The organism is Gallintestinimicrobium sp., from assembly GCF_046968865.1.
Lineage (GTDB): Bacteria > Bacillota > Clostridia > Lachnospirales > Lachnospiraceae > Gallintestinimicrobium > Gallintestinimicrobium propionicum.
On the sequence record NZ_JBKVPW010000022.1, the window covers coordinates 13,937 to 34,325 of the forward strand.

Here is a 20,389-nt window from a genome sequence, read left to right on the forward strand (position 1 = left end):
GATAGAAATGCTGCTTCAAACATATGGCGACAGGAGGAATCCTGCCGTGCTGTTCTTTCATGCAATGGGTGTGACAGGAGCGAGCAGCGAACCGATTGCGAGGTATTTGCAGGATCGATATTTCTGCATCTTGCCCACCTCCACCGTTTACTGCGAGGGGCAGAAATATGTCAGCAAGCAGGACGAAATACGGCAGGTGGAGGACTTTCTGCATCGACAGGGCGTGGAGCGGCTGGCGATGGTGGTCGCTTCTTCCATCGGTGCAGACCTTGCCATGGCGTTTCTGACGCAGACGAAGCTGCCTGTGGAGCACGCTTTCTTTGACGGCGGGCAGTTCGCCCAAATCGGAAAGGGCACGCGCCGTATCATGACGCCGTTTCTGTATTTTGCCATCAAGAGCCTATATTGGTCGAAGGGCGGTACGCTGAAAAAGATACTGTGGTGTGACGACGATTCCATAAAGTCGTATTTTATAGACGCTGGGAAAAATCTGACCTACACAAATTTGCGGCGACAGATTCTGGACAGCCTGGAGGATAAACCCTTTCCAGCACTTTCCGAAGAACTGCAAAAGCATCTCTATTTCGAGTTTGGCAGCATAGAAGATCATTTCAAATACCGTCAAGCGGTGATAGAAGCCTATCCCTGCGGCAATTACCCCGTATTTGAGGGATACGATCACATGCAATATCAGATTCGTGATCCAAAGGGCTTTGCTGAAATGCTGGCATTTATCGCTGGGCAGGACGGTATGCCGAAGCTGCCGTTTATCAGAAAGTGAGAGGACCCGATATGAAATACAAAATCGAGAAAAACACCGTGCAGGAGACGCTGATCCTCCCGCTGTATTCCCGAAAGCTGTGTTCGGAACTGTATCCGAACCTTTACCGGGACGAAACGGCGGTGCGTCTGATCGACCAGATCGACTACGACTTTTCAGAGGCAGAGAAAAATTCCCGCAGCCTGATGCAGCGTTTCGGTGCGCTGGAGGTGGCCATGCGGCAGAATGACCTTGCTTTTGAGGTGCGGGATTACCTGAAATCTCACCCCAATGCGGCAGTGGTCAATCTGGGCTGCGGGCTGGATAACACCGGCAAAGCCTGCGACAACGGCAGCTGTAAAATCTACAATCTGGACTTCCCGGATGTGATCGCCTTGCGGCAGCAGCTGCTGCCCGCCGGGGAGCGGGAGCAAAACATCCCCTGCGACCTGAAAGACCCCGCATGGTTTGACAAGATCGATGCCTCCGGCGGGGCGGTGTTCTTTGCCTCCGGGGTGTTCTATTACTTCCTGACGGAGCAGGTTCGGGAACTGGTGCAGGGGATGGCGGACGCTTTCCCCGGCGGAGTGCTGGTCTTTGATGCTGCCAACCGTACGGCGGTGAAGATGATCGCCAAAACGTGGCTCAGGACGGCGAAAATCAAGGATGTGGGAGCATATTTCGCGGTTTCGGATGCGAAAAGCGAGCTTTCCCCATGGGACAGCCGTTTGCAAGTATCCAGCAGGGGCTATATGATGGGCTACAACGACCTGAAAGACCCTTCCGTCAGCGGCTTTTTCCGATTTCTCGCCAAGGTCGGGGACAACGGGATGAAAATGCAGATCGTGAAGATCGGATTTGGAGGCAAGCTATGAAAATTCTGGTATATGGTGCAGGCGTTCTGGGGTGCAATCTGGCAAGAAATCTGCTGCGCGCCGGAAAGAATGTCACTCTGCTTGCGCGGGGAAACTGGGCTGCGGAGATCAAGCAGAATGGCCTGCGGATCAAGGACAAATTTTCGCTCCGCACCTCGGTCAGCCGCATTCCGGTGGTGACTGAACTTGCACCGGATGCAATGTACGATGTGATCTTTGTGGTCCTGCGCTATACACAGCTGGATTCCGTTCTGGACACGCTGCGGGCGAACCGGACGAAGAACATCGTTTTTGTGGGGAACAATGTGCAGGCGAGGGCGCTGGCGGCGGCACTGCCGGAAAAGAACGTCCTGTTTGCCTTTGCGCTTTCTGCCGGGCATCGGGAGGCTGACCGGGTGGTCTCCATCGACCTGAAAAAGATCACCATCGGACAGCTGCCGGGTGCAATCTCCAATAAACAGTTGATCGGGCGCATCTTCCACGGCACAAAATATAAGGTTGTTTACGAGCCGAACATGGAGGACTATCTGCTCTGCCATGCCGCGTTTGTGATGCCTGCGGCCTTCGCCTGCTATAAGACAGACGGCGACCTGAAAAAGCTCAGGGGAGATACCGCGTACCTGAACCGTCTGCTGGATGCCAACATCGAGGGATACCGCGCCATCCGAGATGCCGGGCACACCATTCTGCCCAAGGAGGATGCAGACTTTGAAGGGGAGAAATACCGCAAGACCTGCCTGCGCTTTTTCAAGCTGATGTGCGCCACCTCGCTGGGGAAACTCTGCGCCTCCGACCATGCCATGAACGCCATCGACGAAATGAGCGCACTAAACCGGGATCTCAAAAAGTTTTTCGATGAGCATGGTGCAGCCTATCCGGTGTGGCAGGCACTGGAAGCGGAAGCCGGGAGGTATCTGCAATGAAATACGCTGGAATGCCCTTTGGAATGTGGGTGCTGTTTGCCGGTTCCTTTCAAAAGCAGCTGACCACTGTGCTGGGCTATGATGTAGCTACCGCAAAAGCCATCACGAAAAAGGCAAAGCCGCAATACCAGCAGATCATCCGCAGGCTGCCGGAGTTTGAAAAAGCGGACCGCTTCAAGATGAACATCGTCAACTGCGCAATGCTCGGCGCGTTCATTCTCTCCATGCCGCAACGCCCAGAGGTGGACAGGCTGACGGATTACTACGCAAGATCCATGATGACAAAGCCCATGCAGTGGTTCTGCCGCAAAAGCGGAAAAAGCAAGTTCACCCCAAAGGATATTGCCGCTATGAAAGCCACTGCCGCCCTGAAAGCCGCCGACCGCAACCCCTATTCGTGGAACATGGAGTTTTACGAATACCCGGATGGCAGCGGCTACGAGGGACGCTTTACCAAATGCGGCATCTGTGTGCTGATGAAGGAGCTGGGTCTGTACGACCTGACCCCCGCCCTGTGCCGTCTGGACTACACCATGAGCGAAGCGGGCGGTGTGACAAATTTTGTGCGGCAGTATACCCTTGCCTCCGGCGGGCCCTACTGCGACTGCGGGTACAAAAAGAAAGGGTAACGCTGCGATTTTTGCATAATTTTTTTTGAAGGAGGTTTTTTCCGTGAAAAAACAGTCCGATCTTTCCCAGCTGATGGGTTACGCCGGGAACTACCGATATTTCACCTACGCTTCGTGGGTGCTGTCTGCGGTCAGTGCGCTGGTGGCGCTGGTGCCTTTTGTGTACATCTGGAAGATCCTGCGGGATGTGTTGAACGCCGCGCCGGACTATGCGCAGGCGGTGAACATCCCCCATTACGGCTGGATGGCAGTGCTATTCGCAGTGCTGTCCTACCTCATTTACATTGCGGCGCTGATGTGCTCCCATCTGTCAGCGTTCCGGGTGGCGACCAATCTGCGGCTGGCGGTGTCGGAGCATCTGGCGGTGCTGCCGCTGGGCTTTGCCGAAACTTTTGGCAGCGGCAAGCTGCGCAAGATCATCCACGAAAGCACCGGAGCCGCCGAGACCTATCTTGCCCACCAGCTGCCCGATCAGTATAACGCCATCGCAACCCCGGTGGTCAAGACCTTCGGGCAGTCGGTCTTTTCCTTCAAAAAGTTCAAGGCCACCATTGACGAATACGAAAAGTGGGTCATCTCCTACACCAAAGACCTGCGCCTGCCCATGATGTTCTACACCGCCGCCGTCAACGGCGTGTTCGCCTTTTTGATCGCGGGCGGGCTGCTGTTCACGGCACACGGTGTCACGCCGGAATTCCTGCTGAACCTGCTGTTCTATATCATCATTACGCCGGTGATCTCCCTGACCCTGACCCGTATGATGTACATGAGCGAGAGCAAGATGGTGGTAGCGGATGCGCTGGCACGCATCGACTCGGTGCTGGAGGCGGCGCCCATGCAGGTGCAGGCTGTTCCGCAGTACCCGAAGGATTCCTCTGTCACGTTGCGGGATGTGCATTTCAGCTACGACGGAAAAACCGAGGTCATCAAGGGCGTTTCGCTGGAGATTCAGCCGGGGCAGACCGTGGCTTTTGTAGGCCCCTCCGGCGGCGGCAAGACCACTGTTTCCCGGCTGGCAGCACGGTTCTGGGATTACCAGAAGGGCAGTATCACCGTGGGCGGCATGGATGTCTCCCGAATCGACCCGGAAAAACTCATGAGCCTGTATTCCATCGTCTTTCAGGATGTGACCCTGTTTGACAACACAATCCTCGAAAACATCCGTCTGGGGCGCAAAGGTGCCACCGACGAGGAGGTCCTTACGGCGGCAAAGCTGGCAAACTGCGAGGAATTTGCCGAGAAGCTGCCGGACAAGTGGAACACCAACATCGGCGAGAATGGCTGCGCTCTTTCCGGCGGCGAGCGTCAGCGCATTTCCATCGCCCGTGCTTTTCTGAAGGATGCGCCTATCATCCTGCTGGACGAGGCCACAGCCAGTTTGGATGTGGAGAACGAAACTGCCATTCAGGAAGCACTGTCACGACTTATCAAGGATAAAACGGTTCTCATTATTGCTCACCGAATGCGCACTGTTTCCAGTGCAGATAAGATTGTGGTGCTCAAAGATGGAGCAGTAGCAGAACAGGGAGCGCCTGCACAGTTGCTGCATAAGGGCGGCATTTTTGCCCACATGGTACAGCTCCAGACTAAGAGCCAAGGCTGGTCGTTGATTAAGGCATAACAGAGAAGGAAAGCGAAACGGTCTGAGCCCTGTGTACAGCACGGGATACAGATATGCTGGATTTGAACCTGCCAAAGAATAGTTATGTGTTTTTATGTAAACATCTGGAGGAAGGCATATATCAAGTTCCTGCTGTTTTTGCATCGGATGTACTGAAACGAAATACAGACTCTTTACGCTGTGCGGTCGAGAATGATGTGTTTGACTCGCTTCCGCAGGATTCGCTTTTGAACGAGTTGGAAATGGGGGATTAGGTGCAAAATAACTGCTGACGGCGTAGAATCTTGGTGGCTAACTTGGTGGATATCTTGATGGGTGTCATCCTCTAAGTTATCATGGGTTGTGTCATAGGACTTATCATTGGCTGTGCCCATGATAGAGTGATCATGAGTGATTTGCTGATCGAACTGTCCTGTATGCAGGATTGGCCTGGAGCACAGGAGACTGTGCAGGAAATCCTGAAAGGGGACGAGTAGAAAAAAGAGCAGCTGCATGAGCAGGAAGTGCAGAAGGAAGAAGAAAATAGACAGAGCAGTTGATGATGGAATGTCCGGTGCAGTGTGGGTGTAATGCTCATGTTGCATCGGTTTTTTTTGTAAAAATAATTTTTAATAATGTTGATTTTTAACTGCTCTTAACTCAAATATTGCATCTTAACTTAAAAAGAGTTATAATACAGAAAAAGAGTTAAGATTGCAGGTGATGACATGGAATATCTCGATAAAGTTCTGGGAGTCAAGGTTACCTATGATGATGTGGAGTTTAAGCATTTGCCCAATTTTATAGCCACAAGGTACCGTTTAAGGATGGTGTCAATGATTGAACAGAAGATGATTTTTCTTTATCCTAAGACAGAACTGGAGCAGATTGAAGTACTGAAAAAACATATTGCTCGGATACAGAAAAATGAGAACGTGCCTGTTGTGCTGGTGCTAAAAGAACTTAGTTTTCGCCAGAAAGAATATTTGATTCGTGAGAAGATTCCTTTTATTGTAGAGGGAAAGCAAATTTACTTGCCCTTTATGGCAGTGTATTTGCAGGAACGGTGCAGCGCCGAAAAAAAGCCACGGGAAGAAATACTTCCATCGGCGCAGATGCTTCTACTGCATTTCATTTATGGAGGCGCACAGGAATCATCTACAAGTCAAGCTGCGAAAGACTTGGAACTGACACCTACTTCTATATCAAGGGCATCAAGACAGCTTGAAGAAATGGGATTGCTGCATATCAGAAAAGTCGGTGTGCAGAGGATCATGCAATCTGAGGATTCTCCGAAAACACTGTTCCAAAAAGCAGGAGATAAGTTGCTGAATCCAATAAAACGAACGGTTTATATTCCGAAAGAATTGGTGGGAACAGAGCTGTTGGAAAGTGGATATTCGGCGTTGGCAGAGTATTCCATGCTGAACACACCGAATGTCAGATGTTATGCGGCAGAAAGAATCTCTCAATGGAAAGATGTTATGTCCAATAGCTTGCAGAATTCGCAGGTGCAAGTGGCCGTAGAGATGTGGAGATACAATCCCAGAAAATTGTCTGCGCGAAATGTCGTAGACGAACTTTCGTTGGCATTGGCATTGAGAGAAGATGCAGATGAACGGGTTGAAGAAGCAGTAGAAGAAATGTTGAATGAACTGTGGAGGAAGATAGATGGTTACAGGAATTGATAGCTTTAAGGAATGGTTCAAGGGCAGTGAAGAACAATATGCTATCATTGGTGGAACTGCGTGTGACATTCTGATGACGGAGGAGGGATTGGACTTCCGTGCGACAAAGGATATTGACTTGTTTTGATTATAGAGGCAGTTGACGCAAATTTCGGAAAGAAATTTTGGGAATATGTAAAACAGGCGGGATATGAGCATTGCAACAAAAGTAATAAGGGGGACTTTTATCATATGTTTAACAGGAAATATTAAAGTTCAAGTGAATCTTCTGCATCAACCCACATCTGTAAATTTCCATCAAGATATAATCTTGCATATTCCAGTGGTTCGTCAATAGCAAGTGCATTTAATGCACAGTCTGATCCAGGCGTGGTTTTTAAATCTTTTTCGGCCTCCCAGCAGTCAATGCGAAGCATATAGCCAACATTTGTATAAATGTCAATGCTGTTTCGTTGTGGATTGTATTCTGCAAATATTGTTCTCATCGTATCCTATCTCCTTATTGTTCAATCAATCATTTGCGACAAAAATTAGAAGCATTTCAATCAGTTCACCATGTCACTTTTATTTTGTGTTATACTGTTTTATAGATTTTCCTTGCCCTTGTATTTGCCCTTATCAGAGTTCGTAAACACTGGTGGGACGATATAACACAAGGGAAACAATAAGGGAAAGCTCACCTGCGACAAATCCAGTGTTTTCAATGGTTTGCGGAGAATTTAATAACAAAATATAACAGTTATTAAATTTCTTAAAACAGGTGAAATCTCAATCGGAATTTATTAAGGAGGATATGAATGAAACTGTTTTTATGTTCGCACTTTTCAAGTGTAGGAAGTTTGATAAAAGAAGAAATTGATAACAAGAAAGTCGCATTTATTCCCACAGCTTCGCTGCGTGAAGGCTATACCGGTTATGTCGGCTCGGCTCGAAAGCTATTCAATAAACTGGGAGCAACCGTAACGGAAATTGATATTTCAACGGAGGCTTATTTAACGATACAGTCCGTTTTTGAAGATGCGGATGTGATCTATTTTACTGGTGGAAATTCTTTCTTCCTTATGGATCAGCTCCGTAAAACGGGAACGGATGAGCTATTGAAGAAGGAATTGGAAAAGGGAAAACTGATGATCGGTGAATCGGCGGGTGCGATTATATGCGCTCCAACTATCCAATATATTGAACAAATGGATGAAAAGCCGGAGGACTACTCACAAGAAGATGATGCAGGGCTTGATTTGATTGATTTCTATGTTCTTCCGCATTATCTTACAGCACCATTTAAGAAAGTTACTGAAAAAATAATGACTGAATTTTCGGATTTGAATCTATGCCCAATTAACAACCGTCAGGGAATTGTAATCGATGGTGAAGGTTCAAAGGTTATTTGCAAAGACTAATTTGAAAATTCAAGTTTGGAGAATTGAGAAAATCGAAGTTTGTGATGGTAGATAATATGGAATGGTTTAATGTTTTTGGGCTGATTTTTATTGCAGTCATTATGATACCCAATGTTGTATTTGCGATTAAGTGCAAAGATGGATTTGATAATACGTGGAACAATAAATATGTTGAGGTCGCAGAACAAGTAGGGAGATTGGGTTGTTTCGGATTCATGATAATCAATATTCCGGGAACTTGGTTCGGGTGGTGGTCTGACGAAGCATTTGCACTATATCTGATTGTAGATACCATATTAGTAATGCTTTATTGTGCTATTTGGATTATATGTTTTAAGAAAAACAGCGTTTTCAGAGCATTAGCACTTTCTATTATTCCTTCAATGTTGTTCTTATTTAGTGGGATTATGAGTAGGTCAGTGCTATTGATTATTGCATCAGTATTATTTGCACCAAGTCATATTGTGGTTTCATATAAAAATGTAAAATGATATTTACAAATTCCCGTTTATTGGGAAGTCGCAGAGAACGAAAAATCGGGAGTTGGAGGAGAGTTGATGAAAAAAAGAATAAACAAATCAATCTTATTTTATGTTGCATCAGTTCTGTTTTTGATAGCCTCAGCTATTGGCTTAATGAGTGGAAATGAAAATACTATGGCTATAGTATGGTTAAGTCTTGGTTCCGCATTTCTTTGCTTAGGTTCGACTCATAAGAAAAAGGAAAACAATCAAACAAATACAAATGATAAATAATTTTCTGTTTGTATTGCTAAGAAATTAGAATTTGTGGAGGGAAGCCAAATGAAAGAAAAAACTTATCATACTCGATGCGGAACGATTCACTATTGGGCAAGCGTGTCAAACCCGGATACAATTACGCTTGTTCTTCTACCGGGATTGACGGCAGACCATAGATTGTTTGATAAGCAGATTCAGTATTTCGAGAACAGGTATAATGTTATCGTCTGGGATGCACCGGCACACGCTTCCTCATGGCCGTTTCGGTTTGATTTTGATTTGTTCGACAAGGCAAAATGGCTGGATGATATCTTAAACCAAGAAGGACTTGCAAAGCCTGTTATTGTCGGGCAGTCTATGGGTGGATATGTGGGACAGGCTTATGCGCAGCTTTACCCAGACAAAATGACAGGCTTTGTCTCCATTGATTCTGCACCGCTGCAACGAAGCTATGTGACGGCAGTTGAGATATGGCTTTTGAAACGGATGGAGCCGGTATATGCTCATTATCTGTGGAAATGGCTCCTGAAATCGGGATCGGAAGGCGTTGCCACGACTGAATATGGTAGAAGCCTCATGCGTGAAATGATGCTGACTTATGACGGAAACCAGAAACGCTATGCACAAATTGCTGGACATGGCTTTCGTATTTTGGCAGCGGCCATGGAAAAGAATCTGCCGTATGAAATCAAGTGTCCCGCATTATTGATGTGCGGCACACAAGATCACGCTGGTTCGTGTATACGGTACAACAAAGCATGGCATCGCAATGCGAAAATTCCTTTGACGTGGATCGAAGGAGCAGGACACAATTCCAATACAGACAAACCCGAACAGGTGAATCGTTTGATAGAGGAATTTGTTGCTGATATTTTATAACAGACAACTTCAAGTTTGGAGAATTGAGAAAATCGGAATTTGCGGAGAGATTTCCTGAACTTTCCTTATTTTTCAAGGCTTTCAGCCTCTTAAATAGTGAAATGATATGTATTTTCCCTTATTTTTGCCCTTGTGAGATAATCGTGAGGGAAATAAGGGAAATTTCTTTTAGTCATTGCCTGCCACCTTGTCGAGAAGCCTTGCTGAATCACGCTTAGCTTTTCTGGTGGAGTGAGCATAGACATTCATAGTGGTACTGACATCTGAGTGTCCTAACAGTTCCTGCACATCCTTTGGAGCAGCTCCGTTTGAAAGCAAGTTGCTTGTATAGGTGTGTCGCAACTGATGAAAATGAAATCCTTCAAATCCATCTAGTTTAGCGGAAACTGACCGGCACACAAGACCAAGTGTGCTTGGTAATTCAAGGCAACCATCCGGTCTTAAGCATACAAAGGATATTTCCTTATATTCTTCAGGAACATCCTGTGTTCCATCCAGATGATAATATTCATAATACACTCTGTTTTTGTCCTGCACTTCTTTGTAGTAATTGCGGTGATAGAGTTCACCATACTGCATCCGGTTTTTAAGCTGTTCTTTTCTTGCTTCTTTCAGTATGCCTGCTAGAGTATCTCCGAAATCAACAATTCTTACTTTTTTACGTTTGGTAGGTCCAATGATGTTCTTGTGTCTGGCTCCATCATAACGGATACTTCTCTTGATAGTCAGGTATTGTTCCTCGAGATTAATATCCTGCCATGTAAGACCACAAACCTCACCAATACGAAGTCCTGCATAATATGCTATTTGAATTGGCAGTATTGCTGGGGGATTTTTTTCTTCAAGGTATTTTATTAACCTCTGATAATCTTCGTGTGAGATTGGCTGAACACCTTCCTCAATGTCATCATCCGAAAATAAATCCACATCCTCTGCCTGTTTTTTCAGCTTGATATACTGCATTGGATTGAAAGTAATTAACTGTTTTGGAAATACTGCAAATCGGAAAGCCTGCTGTAATACAGCGGAAAATGAATGAATATAATCCTTGCTGTAGCCCTTTTTGACAGTTCCATCCGGATATTCGCCACCAAATGTCAGTAAATCAAAGAATGACTGTAAATGTTCCGCAGTAACATTCTTTAACTTTCTGTCAGCAATAGGATGTTTCTTGATAACTCTGATTGCACCAAGGTAGTTTTCAACAGTTCCATTACTTAATGTACCTGTTTTTAGTTCTTCCTCAGACCATAAATCAAGTAAATCTCCTACAGTGAGATTATCCGTCTTAGCAACAAATCTTTTATTCTCATAATCATCCATTGCCTGACGGAGCAGTTTTTCCGTTTCACTCTTGCTTTCTGTTCCAACATATTCTTTCTGAACCAGATTGCCACTTTGATCTTCTACATAGAAGCGGTAGTACCATTTCTTTCCTTTTTTTCTTACAGATCCTTTTGCCATAATCGTGTTTCTCCTTTCGATATTCGACAATCGGAACTGATGAAATGCTTCTTGCGTGTAGGTATCTTATGGACAAGTCCATAAGCCAATTCGCCGCTCGTCAAATCTGTAAACAGTTTGACTCGCTTGGGCTCATTGTATCATAACTCCGGTTGTCATTCTATACCGAGTCGGAATTATCTTCTAAGAGATTGGATAATCTTTGCACCGCCATATCCGGATTCTTGGAATATGTTCTTATGATGTCAGCTATGTCATTGAATGCATTAACAGAGTGGGTTATCTCTCTTAAAAACATTATCTCATTGTATTCCTGATTGGATTCAAACCCCATCTTGGCTGCCACATCTGCATATTCTGTGTTTCCCTTGAAATTATTGCAAGCATTTGTAAATGAATCGGCAAATAGCTTGTATTCGTTTAATATTGCCAGCAACAGGTTCTTGGCGAAATCTCCATCTGCATTATCAAGGTTTGTTGGAAGATTTTCGATAATACCTGTCATAGCGTCTCTTATAAGAAGTTCTTTCTTATCTGTTATATCTGTTTCGTAGCTGTCAGTTTCGCCTTTAAGCCATTCCACAGATACATGAAGTGCTTCTGAAAGTCCTTCAAGTACCATCTTCTTGGTATTGTCGATTGTTCCAGCTTCATAACGCTGTATGGTGGAAGCGGTGACTCCCATCTTGTCTGCAACATAAGGTTGTGTAAGGTTTAATTCTGTTCTGCGGCTTTTAGCCCTCTCACCGATAATCCGGCGAAGTTCCTTATCCTTCATGTTGTCTGCCTCCTTTTCGGTTATTCCTTTCGGTATGTTCATACTATATCATATAAAAATTAAAATTGCAATATGCAATGCTATAATTATTTTTATAATTTCGTAATGCTTGACAATAAAATATAAAAGCGATATACTGACAGAAAAATAAATTGCATAATGCAATTTAAAAGGAGATGATTAAATGACGGAAAGAAAGATTGCTTTATCTATAGAAGATGCTGCCGATTATACAGGAATTGGAAGAAACACCCTGAGAAAACTTGTTGAGTGGGAAAAACTTCCTGTTCTAAAGGTCGGAAGAAAAGTTCTCATAAAGACGGATATGCTGGAAAAGTTTATGGAAGTCAACGAAGGCAGAGACTTGAGAGATAAGACTAGCGTAAAAGCAGTCACAAGAAAAGTGACAATTTAAAAGAGGCGGCTTCTAATGAACCCGCCCCTGATATATCAGACCGAAGCCATGATATACCTACACGCAAGAGGATTATAACATGTGCTTCTTCTGATATGCAACAACCAATTAACGGAATGGAAGACTGACAAATCACAAGATATCAAAGCCCTCGGCGTTTGAGAGCGAAATACACCCCTCGCACAAACCTGGGGTTTATGCTCAGCGTATTTCGCCCTTGCAGGGAGCAAAGCCACGCAGGCGTGACTTATACAAATGCTGTCGCATTTGGTTATGTCGGATACGGCAATAAGCCAACAACAATACCACTTATATTATCTGTTCATCTTTCATTCCAATTATCAGAGGAAGGAGAAGAAAGCACATTGACAACAAGACATTCATTTATACAGATGACCAAGCTGTCGAATGTCCGGGGAAGAATCACCTATATATCAAGCCATGCAAAGCAGGAACATCTGTATGCGGTTTATGAAACAACTGACAGAAGCTATTGGACGGAGCTTGCACGATGCAGCCAGCAGGAATTTAAGAAAAGCGGTGTTGATGGAAAGTGTATCGAAGCAAGGGAGCTTATCATTGCCCTGCCTGAATCACTTTATGAACAGGGAATGCCCGATATGCTGCTAAAATCGTTTACGGATAAATTCAAAGAAAAGTATGGTGTGGAATGTGTTGCAGCACTTCACCACAATAAGCGTATGACAAATTTCCATATCCATCTTATCTTTTCTGAAAGACAACTTCTTGCAGAACCTGTCATAAAGACTGCCACAAGGAATATGTTCTATGATGAACATGGAAATCATGTACGAACCAAGAAGGAAATCCTTGATGAAGCTGGCAATATCCGCAAAAGATGTAAGGTTATCAAAAAAGGCGAGGTTTATGAGAAGAAGCTGTTTACCTCTAAGAATACGAGGTTTAAGCAGGAAGATTTTCTGGACGAGGTAAAATTATTTTACACCAGAATGATAAATTGCTGGGTAACGGACGAAAAAGACAGACTTACAGTATTTGACCGTAATGGTCCATATCTTGCTACCAAGAAGATTGGTAAGAATAATTCTAAAGCTGAACAGATTGAGAAGGATAATAAACTGCGGATGGACTGGAATCGTGAAGTTGACAGGGCTATCATAAGCGAGGTTTCTATGGATGATATTCTACAGATAAAGAGGGAACATATCACAGAGCCAGTAAAGAGATCGATTGAGCGATACGGCAATAAGCCCGAAATGTTCTCGCTTATCCTGAATATGGCAATAGCAGAGCTGGTACTGCTTATCACAAAGGTGCTTGAGGCTATAAGAGGCATTCACAGCAGGCAGCAGCGTGAAAATGCTCACGAAGATAAAAACAAAGCTCAAAAGCAGGACAACGGAATACTTACAGCAGATGTGTTACCGCCAGAGCCTGTTATGATACCGGAAGCAGCCGCTTATCCGAAGTTAAAAAAGATAAAGACAGAACTGGACAGCCAGAATGCCATTATCTTTGAAGCTGAGAAACTAAGAGGCAGTCTTGAAATCGAAATGTCAAACTTAAAGGGACTGGCGAAGCTCACCAGAAAAAGCGATTTGCAGAGAAAGATTGACGAAAAGACGGATTATATCAACCGATTAAAGGTAGGACTCTCAAATATGGTTCGTAATAGCGGTTTTGAAAACATGAACGAGTTCCTGCTGACATTCAGAGAATGCAGTAATGTTTATACGGATTATCAGAGACAATACGAAAGCTGGAAGAATGCCTGCAGAAAACCGGATACACCTACGCATAAGGATGAAAAACTGTCGGATAAACTTGCAAGACTACAAAGGGAAGCCGCTGAAAACCAGAACAGTATCAGCAGGCAGACAAAGGACAGAGGGGGAAGATAATATGCTTTTTGTTTTATATTCTTTTGACGGAATTACGATAGAATATTGGAACTTAGCATGATATAATAATAGAAAATTTTTAGGAAGAGGTGAGAACGATATGAAAATTATCCGAGGTAACTACTCAGTACAGTTGATGTAAACTGTTGGCAGATTGTGCTGAGGTTAAAAGAAACTTGCCAGTAGTCGTTGACTGTACTGCCCTGATGCTTGAAATACAATATGTAAAGGAGTACAGTTATGCGTTATATAAAAGAAATATTAAAGAAAAACAGCATATGGGTATTGGTCTACATTGGACTAGGTATATTTAATTCATTTGTGGCTAATTACAAGGTTGACTATTTTCAAAAGGTTATTGATGGATTGGCTGATAGAACACTTGCATTTGCAGGAGTTGCAACATATGGTTTTATTTTGCTGGTAAATTACTGTATGAATTATCTGGATAATTACCCTGAAAAGAAGTTGGAACATGGTATTTATCTGGATTTTAAGCTTTTGTCACTTAGAAAAATAAGTACAATCGATTATACGGAATATCAGAAAATAGGAACGGGCAAACTTGTTCAAAGGATTGAGAATGGTTCAGCAGCAGGAAGAAATGTATTATTCAATTTCTGGTTGTGTTTGATTCGTGACTTACTTCCTACCATTAGTTTTAGTATATACTTTATTTGGGAAATAGATGAAAAAGTCACTTATGTACTGTTTGTAGGCTATACGGTTATTTTTATAATAACCAACATTCTATTGAAATTTCTTTACAAAATAAAAGAAAAGATTTTGAATAGTGAAGAACTATTAAATCACTATTTGGTCAGAGGCTATATGGAAATGCTGGTATTTCGTATGAGCAAACAGTTCCCGAGTGAAATAAAGAAGACTTGTCATGCAAAAGATGATATTGTTTCATCAAAAGTAAAAATGAATATGATTCATGAAGCATTCTTCACAATATTTGCACTACTTGTGGCAATGTTAGATATTGGTATTCTTTTTTATGCATGGAAAACGAAAAACCTTACGGTAGGTTCTGTGGTTGCACTAATTGCACTGATTGAAAATGCTTATACGCCAATTGCCATTTTTAATGTACTTTATGTCCAATATAAATTGGACAAGGCATCGTATAAGAGATTTGAGGAATTTTTAGGCTTAAAAGACGATGTTCAATTAAGAAACGGTAACGCAATAAATACAAATGTTGGAAAAATTGCAATAAGAAATTTATCATTCCAATATGAGGAACGAAAAATTATTGATGGCTTGAGCCTGTCAATACAAAAGGGAGAAAAAATAGCTTTTGTAGGAGAAAGTGGTTCCGGAAAATCGACCTTGATTAAGATTTTATTAGGGTTACTAAAATATAATCAGGGAGAAGTTCGCTTAGGAGACATGGAGTTAAAAGAAATTTGTCTTAATAATCTGTATGATAGAGTTAGTTATTTATCACAGGATGCCCCTGTTTTTGACGGAACAATAAAAGAAAATCTGGTATTTGAGAAACAAGTGTCAGAAGAACAAATGCTAGGGGCATTGAGTGAAGTGCAACTATCTCATTTAGTTGAAAATCTTGCGGAAGGTTTAAATACTGAAATTGGTGAGAAAGGTACTTGTTTATCGGGTGGAGAAAAACAAAGACTTGCATTAGCTCGCTTGTGGTTTGAAGACTCCGAACTTGTCATTTTGGATGAAGCAACATCTGCAATGGATAATTTAACAGAAGAAAATGTAATGAAATCAGTTATGCAAAAAATGAAAGATAAAACTGTCATTGCCATTGCACATAGATTAAATTCCATTGCAGGTTTTGACAGAATTATTCTCTTTAAAGAAGGGAGGATTGTTGGACAAGGTACTTTTGAAGAACTACTACATACAGATTCTTATTTTATGGACTTGTATAATGCGAATGTGAAATAATTGTTTTTTAGGTCGAAACTTGTAAAAATACAAAGGGGCTGTTGCTATTGCACTTTTTTAATTGTTAGAGTAGCAGTCCCTTAGTGTACTTAAAGTTCAATAGAGTCTTCTGCGTTTACCCATATCTGCATAGTTCCATCCAGATATAGTTTTGCATATTCAAGAGGTTCATCAATAGCAAGAGCATTTAATGCACACTGAGAGCATGGTGTAGTTTTAATACCATCTTCTGCCTTGTTGCAGTCAATACGGAGCATATATCCGGCACAGGTGTAAATGTCTATGCTATTCCGGTACATATTGTATTCTGCGTAAATAATATTCATATCGTGTCTCCTTCAAATCAATTAATCAAAATAAGAAATTCAGAAGCATTTCAATCAGTTCACCATGTCAGTTTCATTTTGTGTTATACTGTGTTATATGATTTTGTTTCCCTTGCGTTTTCCCTTACCCGAGTCCATAAACACTGATGGAACGATATAACACAAGGGAATATATAAGGGAAAGCACACCTGTCACAAACTTAGTATTTTCAATGGTTTGTGAGAAATTTGATAACAAAATATAACAGTTATTAAACTTCTTAGAATAGGTGAAATCTCAATCGGGATTGACCGAACTGAAGGTGAAGAATGCTTCTTGTCTAAAGGGCAAGAAGATGGGGATTAGAAAGTGTTTTTTACAAGGAGGAATCGTGTACGATTCTTTAGGTGTTTATCTATGAGAAGAAAAGATCGAGAAGTAACAAATATTATTGAAATTCTGCAGATTATTGAAAAAGCAAAAGTCCTGCATCTTGCTTTGTTTGATGCTGATTATCCTTACATCGTTCCACTTCACTACGGATACGAATATAAAGAGGGTATCTTGATTTTCTACATGCACTGTGCAAAAGAAGGGCATAAGCTGGATCTGATCAGAAGTAATCCAAATGTGTGCATTGAGGTAGAAAGTGATGTTGAGCTTATATCCGGCGGAGATGTAGCTTGCAAATACGGAGCATCATTTGCATCTGTGATTGGGCGTGGCCGTGCAGAATTAACAGAGGATGTGCAGGAGAAAATACGAGGCCTTTCGCTCTTTATGAAAAATCAGACGGGTCGTGAATTCAATATCAATGAAGAGATGGCATCGACAGTGGAGGTCATCAAAGTTGTTATCTCAGAGTTCACAGCCAAATCAAGATCGAAAGCTTAACAGCATGAGCTTTCCGTTTATGCTGATTATATGAATTGTACTGATCGGTGCAGGTACGCTGATAATGGTACTATGAGATAAATCGGGAAGCTGGAAGAATAAAAAGGATGAAGAAATGACGGTTCAACAATTAAAATATATTTTGAAGGTAGCAGAAGTTGGCTCTATTACCGAAGCGGCAAAACTGCTTTTTATATCACAGCCAAGTCTGTCCAATTCCATCAAAGAAACGGAAAAAGAGGCTGGTATCACCATTTTTCTCCGCAGTAGAACCGGAATTACTCTGACAAAAGATGGTGCTGAATTTCTCGGTTATGCTCGTCAGGTGATACAGCAGATGGAACTGCTGGAGGATCGGTATGTTACAAATCTTCCGGGGAAAGTGACATTTGGAGTATCTTCTCAGCACTATACTTTTACGGAAAACGCTTTTGTGGAGTTAGTTAAGCGTTTTGGACAAGAACGATACGCTTTTTATTATAATGAAACCGGAACACATCAGATATTGGATGATGTGAAAAATCGTGTCTGTGATTTAGGCATCCTTTATTTATCGCATGAAAGTGAAGTCGTCATGCGGAAAGTGATAGAGGAAAACCATCTGGTGTTTACCGAGCTATTTTCAGCAAAGCCTCATGTTTTTTTGCAAAAAGATCACCCATTGGCATCGAAAAAAGTAGTTTCCGTCCATGACCTCGCACCTTATCCGCGGCTAAACTTTGTACAGGGAGAGTATGAATCTGTCTATTTCTCAGAGGAACTATTCAGCTCCATTCCGGTGGATAAGGAAATTCGGGTCAATGACAGAGGGGCTATTGTCAATTTCATGCTTGGACTGAATGCCTATACTATTTCAAGTGGCATTTTCCCGAAATATTTGAACGGAGAAAATATCATCTCCGTTCCGCTTGCAGAAAATGAAACAATGCATATTGGATATGTGCTGAATGAAAATCAGGAATTAAGTGAACTTGGAAAAAGCTATCTGGAAGAATTGCGGAAATATGCTCCAGTCAATCCATAGTCATAGGTTATGAATAATCATATAAAATAGGTGTTATATATGTAGGGGCTGTCGCATTTTTTTCCTCAATCCGGCTGCACAGAGTATTTGAAAAGTGCTCCTGCTTGTATGTTTATGCGAACTACAATAAATTTTAATTCCTATGTTCTTCTCCCCATGTACACAAAGCCGTAAGCATAGGTATCAGAGATCTTCCTTTTTCAGTAAGACTATATTCTACTTTCGGGGGCACTTGAGGGTACTCTTTACGGCTCACTAATCCATCTTCTTCTAATGCTTTTAGCGAATCCGTTAATGTCTTAAAGGTTACTTTCCCAAGATATCTTTTCATTTCGTTATATCGGACGACTTCACGTTTGGAAAGGCAATACAGAATTGGCATTTTATATTTGCCATTGATCAGCGATAGTGTATAGGCAAATCCGGTTCCTTCCAGACGAAAATCATTTTGTTCTTCATTCTCCATTGCTATGAAAGTGTTGTTGGTACGGGACGTGTAGAGATCGTACTGGAAGAAGAAAAGGAAAAAGCATTGACACTTTTAATGAACCATTATCATCCGGTATCAGTAAAATTTAATCCCAAATTCGTACATATGACACAGTGCATGAAAATTATTATAAATGATATGACTGCCAAACGTGCCATGTCAAAGAAAAATACACTGGATTACAAAGTAATGCAATTTCAGGGCGAAGTAAGAAGCCCATATATGTACGAGGAGAAAAATCGGTCATGAAAGAATATCAGGGAATGTGTTGTGATAGCAATGGCTGCCATCTGCCAGAGGACAATAGCAAACATTACTTTACAAGAAGAATAAAAAAGCATATAATTCTTTTATAAAATATTTAATAAAAGAGGATAAGAAAACGGAAAATAAAGATAAAAGAAATATAACAAGAAAAAAAATAATTAATTATGTGCTGAACAATCATGTCACATCCAAGGCAGAAATCGCAAAAGAGTTAAACTTGAGTATGCCGACTGTATTAGCAAATGTGAATGACTTGTTAGAAAAAATGGTGTTGGAAGAAACTGGAGAATATGCTTCGACCGGTGGACGGAAGGCAAAAAGTATAGGGATTAATAAGTCGTACTGTCATGCAATGGGAATTTTGATTACAGCGAATCATATAGAAATGGTATTAGTAAATCTTGGAGATGAGATTATAAAAAAAGATCGCATCCGTTTAAAATTTACGGCAGAATTATTCTATTGTACAGAGGTGGCACAAAAGGTCAAAACTTTTCTTGAAGGCGAATTAGCGAAGGACACGCTACTTGGGATAGGAGTGGCGATTCCAGGAATTATTGATCAGAAAGAACGGATCGTTTTAAAATCCCATGCTTTAGGTATAGAGAATTATAGTCTGCGCTTTTTAGAGCAGGCTTTGGAAATTCCAGTATATTTTGAAAACGATGCTAATGCTGCAATGCTTGCAGAAAAAAAGCAAAAGTATCCAAATGCGATATATCTGTCTTTGAACCACACCTTAGGAGGTGCATTCTGCATAGATGGAAAGCTGTTTCGAGGGCAGAACCAGAAAGCAGGGGAGTTTGGTCACATGATACTCGTTCCCGGTGGAAGAAAGTGTTATTGTGGTAAATCAGGATGTGCAGATGCATATTGTGCAGCAAGTGTACTGACACAAGATAACAGGCAGTCACTGGATGCATTTATGGAAAAAATTGAAAGTGGTGATGAAAAAAATTTGCAGACATGGAATGAGTATTTGGATCATCTTGCTGTTTTGATATCAAATCTGCGGATGGCATATGATGTGGACATCATACTAGGAGGTGATGTGGGAGGCATATTGTCAGATTATATGATACCACTGGGCGAAAAAGTGATGGCATATAATGGCTTTGAGCATGATGTTTCATACTTGAAAAATTGTTCGTATAAGAAAGAAGCGTCGGCTGTTGGAGCCGCGAAATACTTTTTTACAAAACATATGGTAGAATTGTAATTTTTTTGAACGCAGATAAGCAGTCCACCGCATCTGGTGCGTAGGGAATTAAGCGTTGGGTAAGGGGATGTTTAGTCTGTTGGAGTTAAAAACTCCCACTGACAGGTTGCAAAGCGAATGCGATGTCCGATTTATATGTGTGAAAAACGAGAAGTTGTGTAAAATTAGAAAAAGATATTATAGTAAAAAACGGAAAGAAAACAGTAACTACGGTTTCCTTTCCGTTTTT

Annotated in this window: 23 protein-coding genes; 18 read left to right on the forward strand and 5 right to left on the reverse strand. The window is 42.3% G+C overall.

The genetic code is table 11. The features are described from left to right. The first annotated feature begins 7 nt into the window (after nucleotides 1–7). The 7 genes from ACLTOQ_RS14795 (at nucleotide 8) to ACLTOQ_RS14825 (ending at nucleotide 6,602) form a co-directional block, all read left to right on the forward strand. Nucleotides 8–781: an alpha/beta fold hydrolase gene (locus ACLTOQ_RS14795; protein WP_412319769.1), complete on the forward strand. Its 774-nt coding sequence runs from the start codon at nucleotides 8–10 to the stop codon at nucleotides 779–781. 11 nt (nucleotides 782–792) lie between these two features. Next, entirely contained in the window at nucleotides 793–1,635 is an 843-nt protein-coding gene (locus ACLTOQ_RS14800) for a class I SAM-dependent methyltransferase (protein WP_412319770.1), read from the forward strand. Next, nucleotides 1,632–2,558, forward strand: a complete 927-nt coding sequence (locus ACLTOQ_RS14805) for a ketopantoate reductase family protein (RefSeq protein WP_412319771.1) — start codon at nucleotides 1,632–1,634, stop codon at nucleotides 2,556–2,558. Before ACLTOQ_RS14800 ends, ACLTOQ_RS14805 begins: the two co-directional genes overlap by 4 nt. Continuing rightward, the gene (locus tag ACLTOQ_RS14810; RefSeq protein ID WP_412319772.1) at nucleotides 2,555–3,187 is read left to right on the forward strand and encodes an L-2-amino-thiazoline-4-carboxylic acid hydrolase; all 633 of its coding nucleotides are present in this window, start codon (nucleotides 2,555–2,557) and stop codon (nucleotides 3,185–3,187) included. The genes ACLTOQ_RS14805 and ACLTOQ_RS14810 overlap by 4 nt, the downstream gene beginning before the upstream one ends. A 43-nt stretch (nucleotides 3,188–3,230) precedes the next feature. Next, nucleotides 3,231–4,808: an ABC transporter ATP-binding protein gene (locus tag ACLTOQ_RS14815; protein ID WP_412319773.1), complete on the forward strand. Its 1,578-nt coding sequence runs from the start codon at nucleotides 3,231–3,233 to the stop codon at nucleotides 4,806–4,808. Nucleotides 4,809–5,623: 815 nt separating this feature from the next. Next, complete coding sequence (locus ACLTOQ_RS14820; RefSeq protein WP_412319775.1) at nucleotides 5,624–6,475, forward strand: MarR family transcriptional regulator; 852 nt, start codon at nucleotides 5,624–5,626, stop codon at nucleotides 6,473–6,475. Continuing rightward, nucleotides 6,459–6,602, forward strand: coding sequence for a hypothetical protein (locus ACLTOQ_RS14825; RefSeq protein WP_412319777.1), 144 nt, complete (start codon nucleotides 6,459–6,461; stop codon nucleotides 6,600–6,602). The genes ACLTOQ_RS14820 and ACLTOQ_RS14825 overlap by 17 nt, the downstream gene beginning before the upstream one ends. 121 nt (nucleotides 6,603–6,723) lie before the next feature. Here the strand turns inward: ACLTOQ_RS14825 and ACLTOQ_RS14830 are convergent, their stop codons facing one another. Beyond that, nucleotides 6,724–6,960 carry a DUF6061 family protein gene (locus tag ACLTOQ_RS14830; protein ID WP_412319779.1) on the reverse strand — a complete coding sequence of 79 codons (237 nt, stop codon included), beginning with the start codon at nucleotides 6,958–6,960 and terminating at the stop codon, nucleotides 6,724–6,726. A 312-nt stretch (nucleotides 6,961–7,272) separates the two neighbouring features. On the opposite strand from ACLTOQ_RS14830, the gene ACLTOQ_RS14835 reads away from it, so the two are divergent. The 4 genes from ACLTOQ_RS14835 to ACLTOQ_RS14850 all read left to right on the forward strand — a co-directional run bounded on the left by ACLTOQ_RS14835 (nucleotide 7,273) and on the right by ACLTOQ_RS14850 (nucleotide 9,494). Continuing rightward, a complete protein-coding gene (locus ACLTOQ_RS14835; RefSeq protein ID WP_055274563.1) occupies nucleotides 7,273–7,875 on the forward strand; it encodes a Type 1 glutamine amidotransferase-like domain-containing protein in 603 nt (200 codons plus the stop codon). Between the two features lie 44 nt (nucleotides 7,876–7,919). Continuing rightward, nucleotides 7,920–8,366, forward strand: coding sequence for a hypothetical protein (locus ACLTOQ_RS14840; protein WP_412319826.1), 447 nt, complete (start codon nucleotides 7,920–7,922; stop codon nucleotides 8,364–8,366). A gap of 66 nt (nucleotides 8,367–8,432) precedes the next feature. After that, nucleotides 8,433–8,630, forward strand: coding sequence for a hypothetical protein (locus tag ACLTOQ_RS14845; RefSeq protein WP_412319782.1), 198 nt, complete (start codon nucleotides 8,433–8,435; stop codon nucleotides 8,628–8,630). Nucleotides 8,631–8,678: 48 nt separating this feature from the next. Further along, complete coding sequence (locus tag ACLTOQ_RS14850) at nucleotides 8,679–9,494, forward strand: alpha/beta fold hydrolase (protein ID WP_412319784.1); 816 nt, start codon at nucleotides 8,679–8,681, stop codon at nucleotides 9,492–9,494. A gap of 168 nt (nucleotides 9,495–9,662) precedes the next feature. On the opposite strand, the gene ACLTOQ_RS14855 is transcribed toward ACLTOQ_RS14850, so the two are convergent. Continuing rightward, nucleotides 9,663–10,958 carry a tyrosine-type recombinase/integrase gene (locus ACLTOQ_RS14855; protein WP_412319786.1) on the reverse strand — a complete coding sequence of 432 codons (1,296 nt, stop codon included), beginning with the start codon at nucleotides 10,956–10,958 and terminating at the stop codon, nucleotides 9,663–9,665. A gap of 160 nt (nucleotides 10,959–11,118) precedes the next feature. Beyond that, the gene (locus tag ACLTOQ_RS14860; protein WP_412319788.1) at nucleotides 11,119–11,736 is read right to left on the reverse strand and encodes a helix-turn-helix domain-containing protein; all 618 of its coding nucleotides are present in this window, start codon (nucleotides 11,734–11,736) and stop codon (nucleotides 11,119–11,121) included. Nucleotides 11,737–11,920: 184 nt separating this feature from the next. Between ACLTOQ_RS14860 and ACLTOQ_RS14865 the strand changes: the two genes are divergently transcribed. From ACLTOQ_RS14865 to ACLTOQ_RS14875, 3 genes are all read left to right on the forward strand, one after another. Next, nucleotides 11,921–12,151, forward strand: a complete 231-nt coding sequence (locus ACLTOQ_RS14865) for a helix-turn-helix domain-containing protein (protein ID WP_119212530.1) — start codon at nucleotides 11,921–11,923, stop codon at nucleotides 12,149–12,151. Nucleotides 12,152–12,348: 197 nt separating this feature from the next. Next, on the forward strand, nucleotides 12,349–14,034 hold the full coding sequence (locus ACLTOQ_RS14870) for a MobA/MobL family protein (RefSeq protein WP_412319828.1): 1,686 nt from the start codon (nucleotides 12,349–12,351) through the stop codon (nucleotides 14,032–14,034). Between the two features lie 240 nt (nucleotides 14,035–14,274). After that, nucleotides 14,275–15,960, forward strand: coding sequence for an ABC transporter ATP-binding protein (locus ACLTOQ_RS14875; protein ID WP_412319791.1), 1,686 nt, complete (start codon nucleotides 14,275–14,277; stop codon nucleotides 15,958–15,960). Nucleotides 15,961–16,049: 89 nt separating this feature from the next. On the opposite strand, the gene ACLTOQ_RS14880 is transcribed toward ACLTOQ_RS14875, so the two are convergent. Beyond that, nucleotides 16,050–16,286, reverse strand: a complete 237-nt coding sequence (locus tag ACLTOQ_RS14880) for a DUF6061 family protein (RefSeq protein ID WP_008116699.1) — start codon at nucleotides 16,284–16,286, stop codon at nucleotides 16,050–16,052. Nucleotides 16,287–16,683: 397 nt separating this feature from the next. Here ACLTOQ_RS14880 and ACLTOQ_RS14885 point away from each other — a divergent pair, with 397 nt between their 5' ends. Further along, nucleotides 16,684–17,160 (forward strand): pyridoxamine 5'-phosphate oxidase family protein, encoded by a 477-nt coding sequence (locus ACLTOQ_RS14885; RefSeq protein WP_412319794.1) that lies wholly within the window; start codon nucleotides 16,684–16,686, stop codon nucleotides 17,158–17,160. Between the two features lie 115 nt (nucleotides 17,161–17,275). Then, on the forward strand, nucleotides 17,276–18,184 hold the full coding sequence (locus ACLTOQ_RS14890) for a LysR family transcriptional regulator (RefSeq protein ID WP_412319796.1): 909 nt from the start codon (nucleotides 17,276–17,278) through the stop codon (nucleotides 18,182–18,184). A gap of 133 nt (nucleotides 18,185–18,317) precedes the next feature. On the opposite strand, the gene ACLTOQ_RS14895 is transcribed toward ACLTOQ_RS14890, so the two are convergent. Next, nucleotides 18,318–18,650 (reverse strand): winged helix-turn-helix transcriptional regulator, encoded by a 333-nt coding sequence (locus tag ACLTOQ_RS14895; RefSeq protein WP_118762333.1) that lies wholly within the window; start codon nucleotides 18,648–18,650, stop codon nucleotides 18,318–18,320. On the opposite strand from ACLTOQ_RS14895, the gene ACLTOQ_RS14900 reads away from it, so the two are divergent. Together ACLTOQ_RS14900 and ACLTOQ_RS14905 are read left to right on the forward strand one after the other, a co-directional pair. After that, a complete protein-coding gene (locus ACLTOQ_RS14900; protein WP_412319799.1) occupies nucleotides 18,633–18,923 on the forward strand; it encodes a pyridoxamine 5'-phosphate oxidase family protein in 291 nt (96 codons plus the stop codon). The two genes, ACLTOQ_RS14895 and ACLTOQ_RS14900, sit on opposite strands and share 18 nt — an antisense overlap. A 157-nt stretch (nucleotides 18,924–19,080) precedes the next feature. Beyond that, nucleotides 19,081–20,160, forward strand: coding sequence for an ROK family transcriptional regulator (locus ACLTOQ_RS14905; protein ID WP_412319830.1), 1,080 nt, complete (start codon nucleotides 19,081–19,083; stop codon nucleotides 20,158–20,160). Nucleotides 20,161–20,389: the final 229 nt, after the last annotated feature.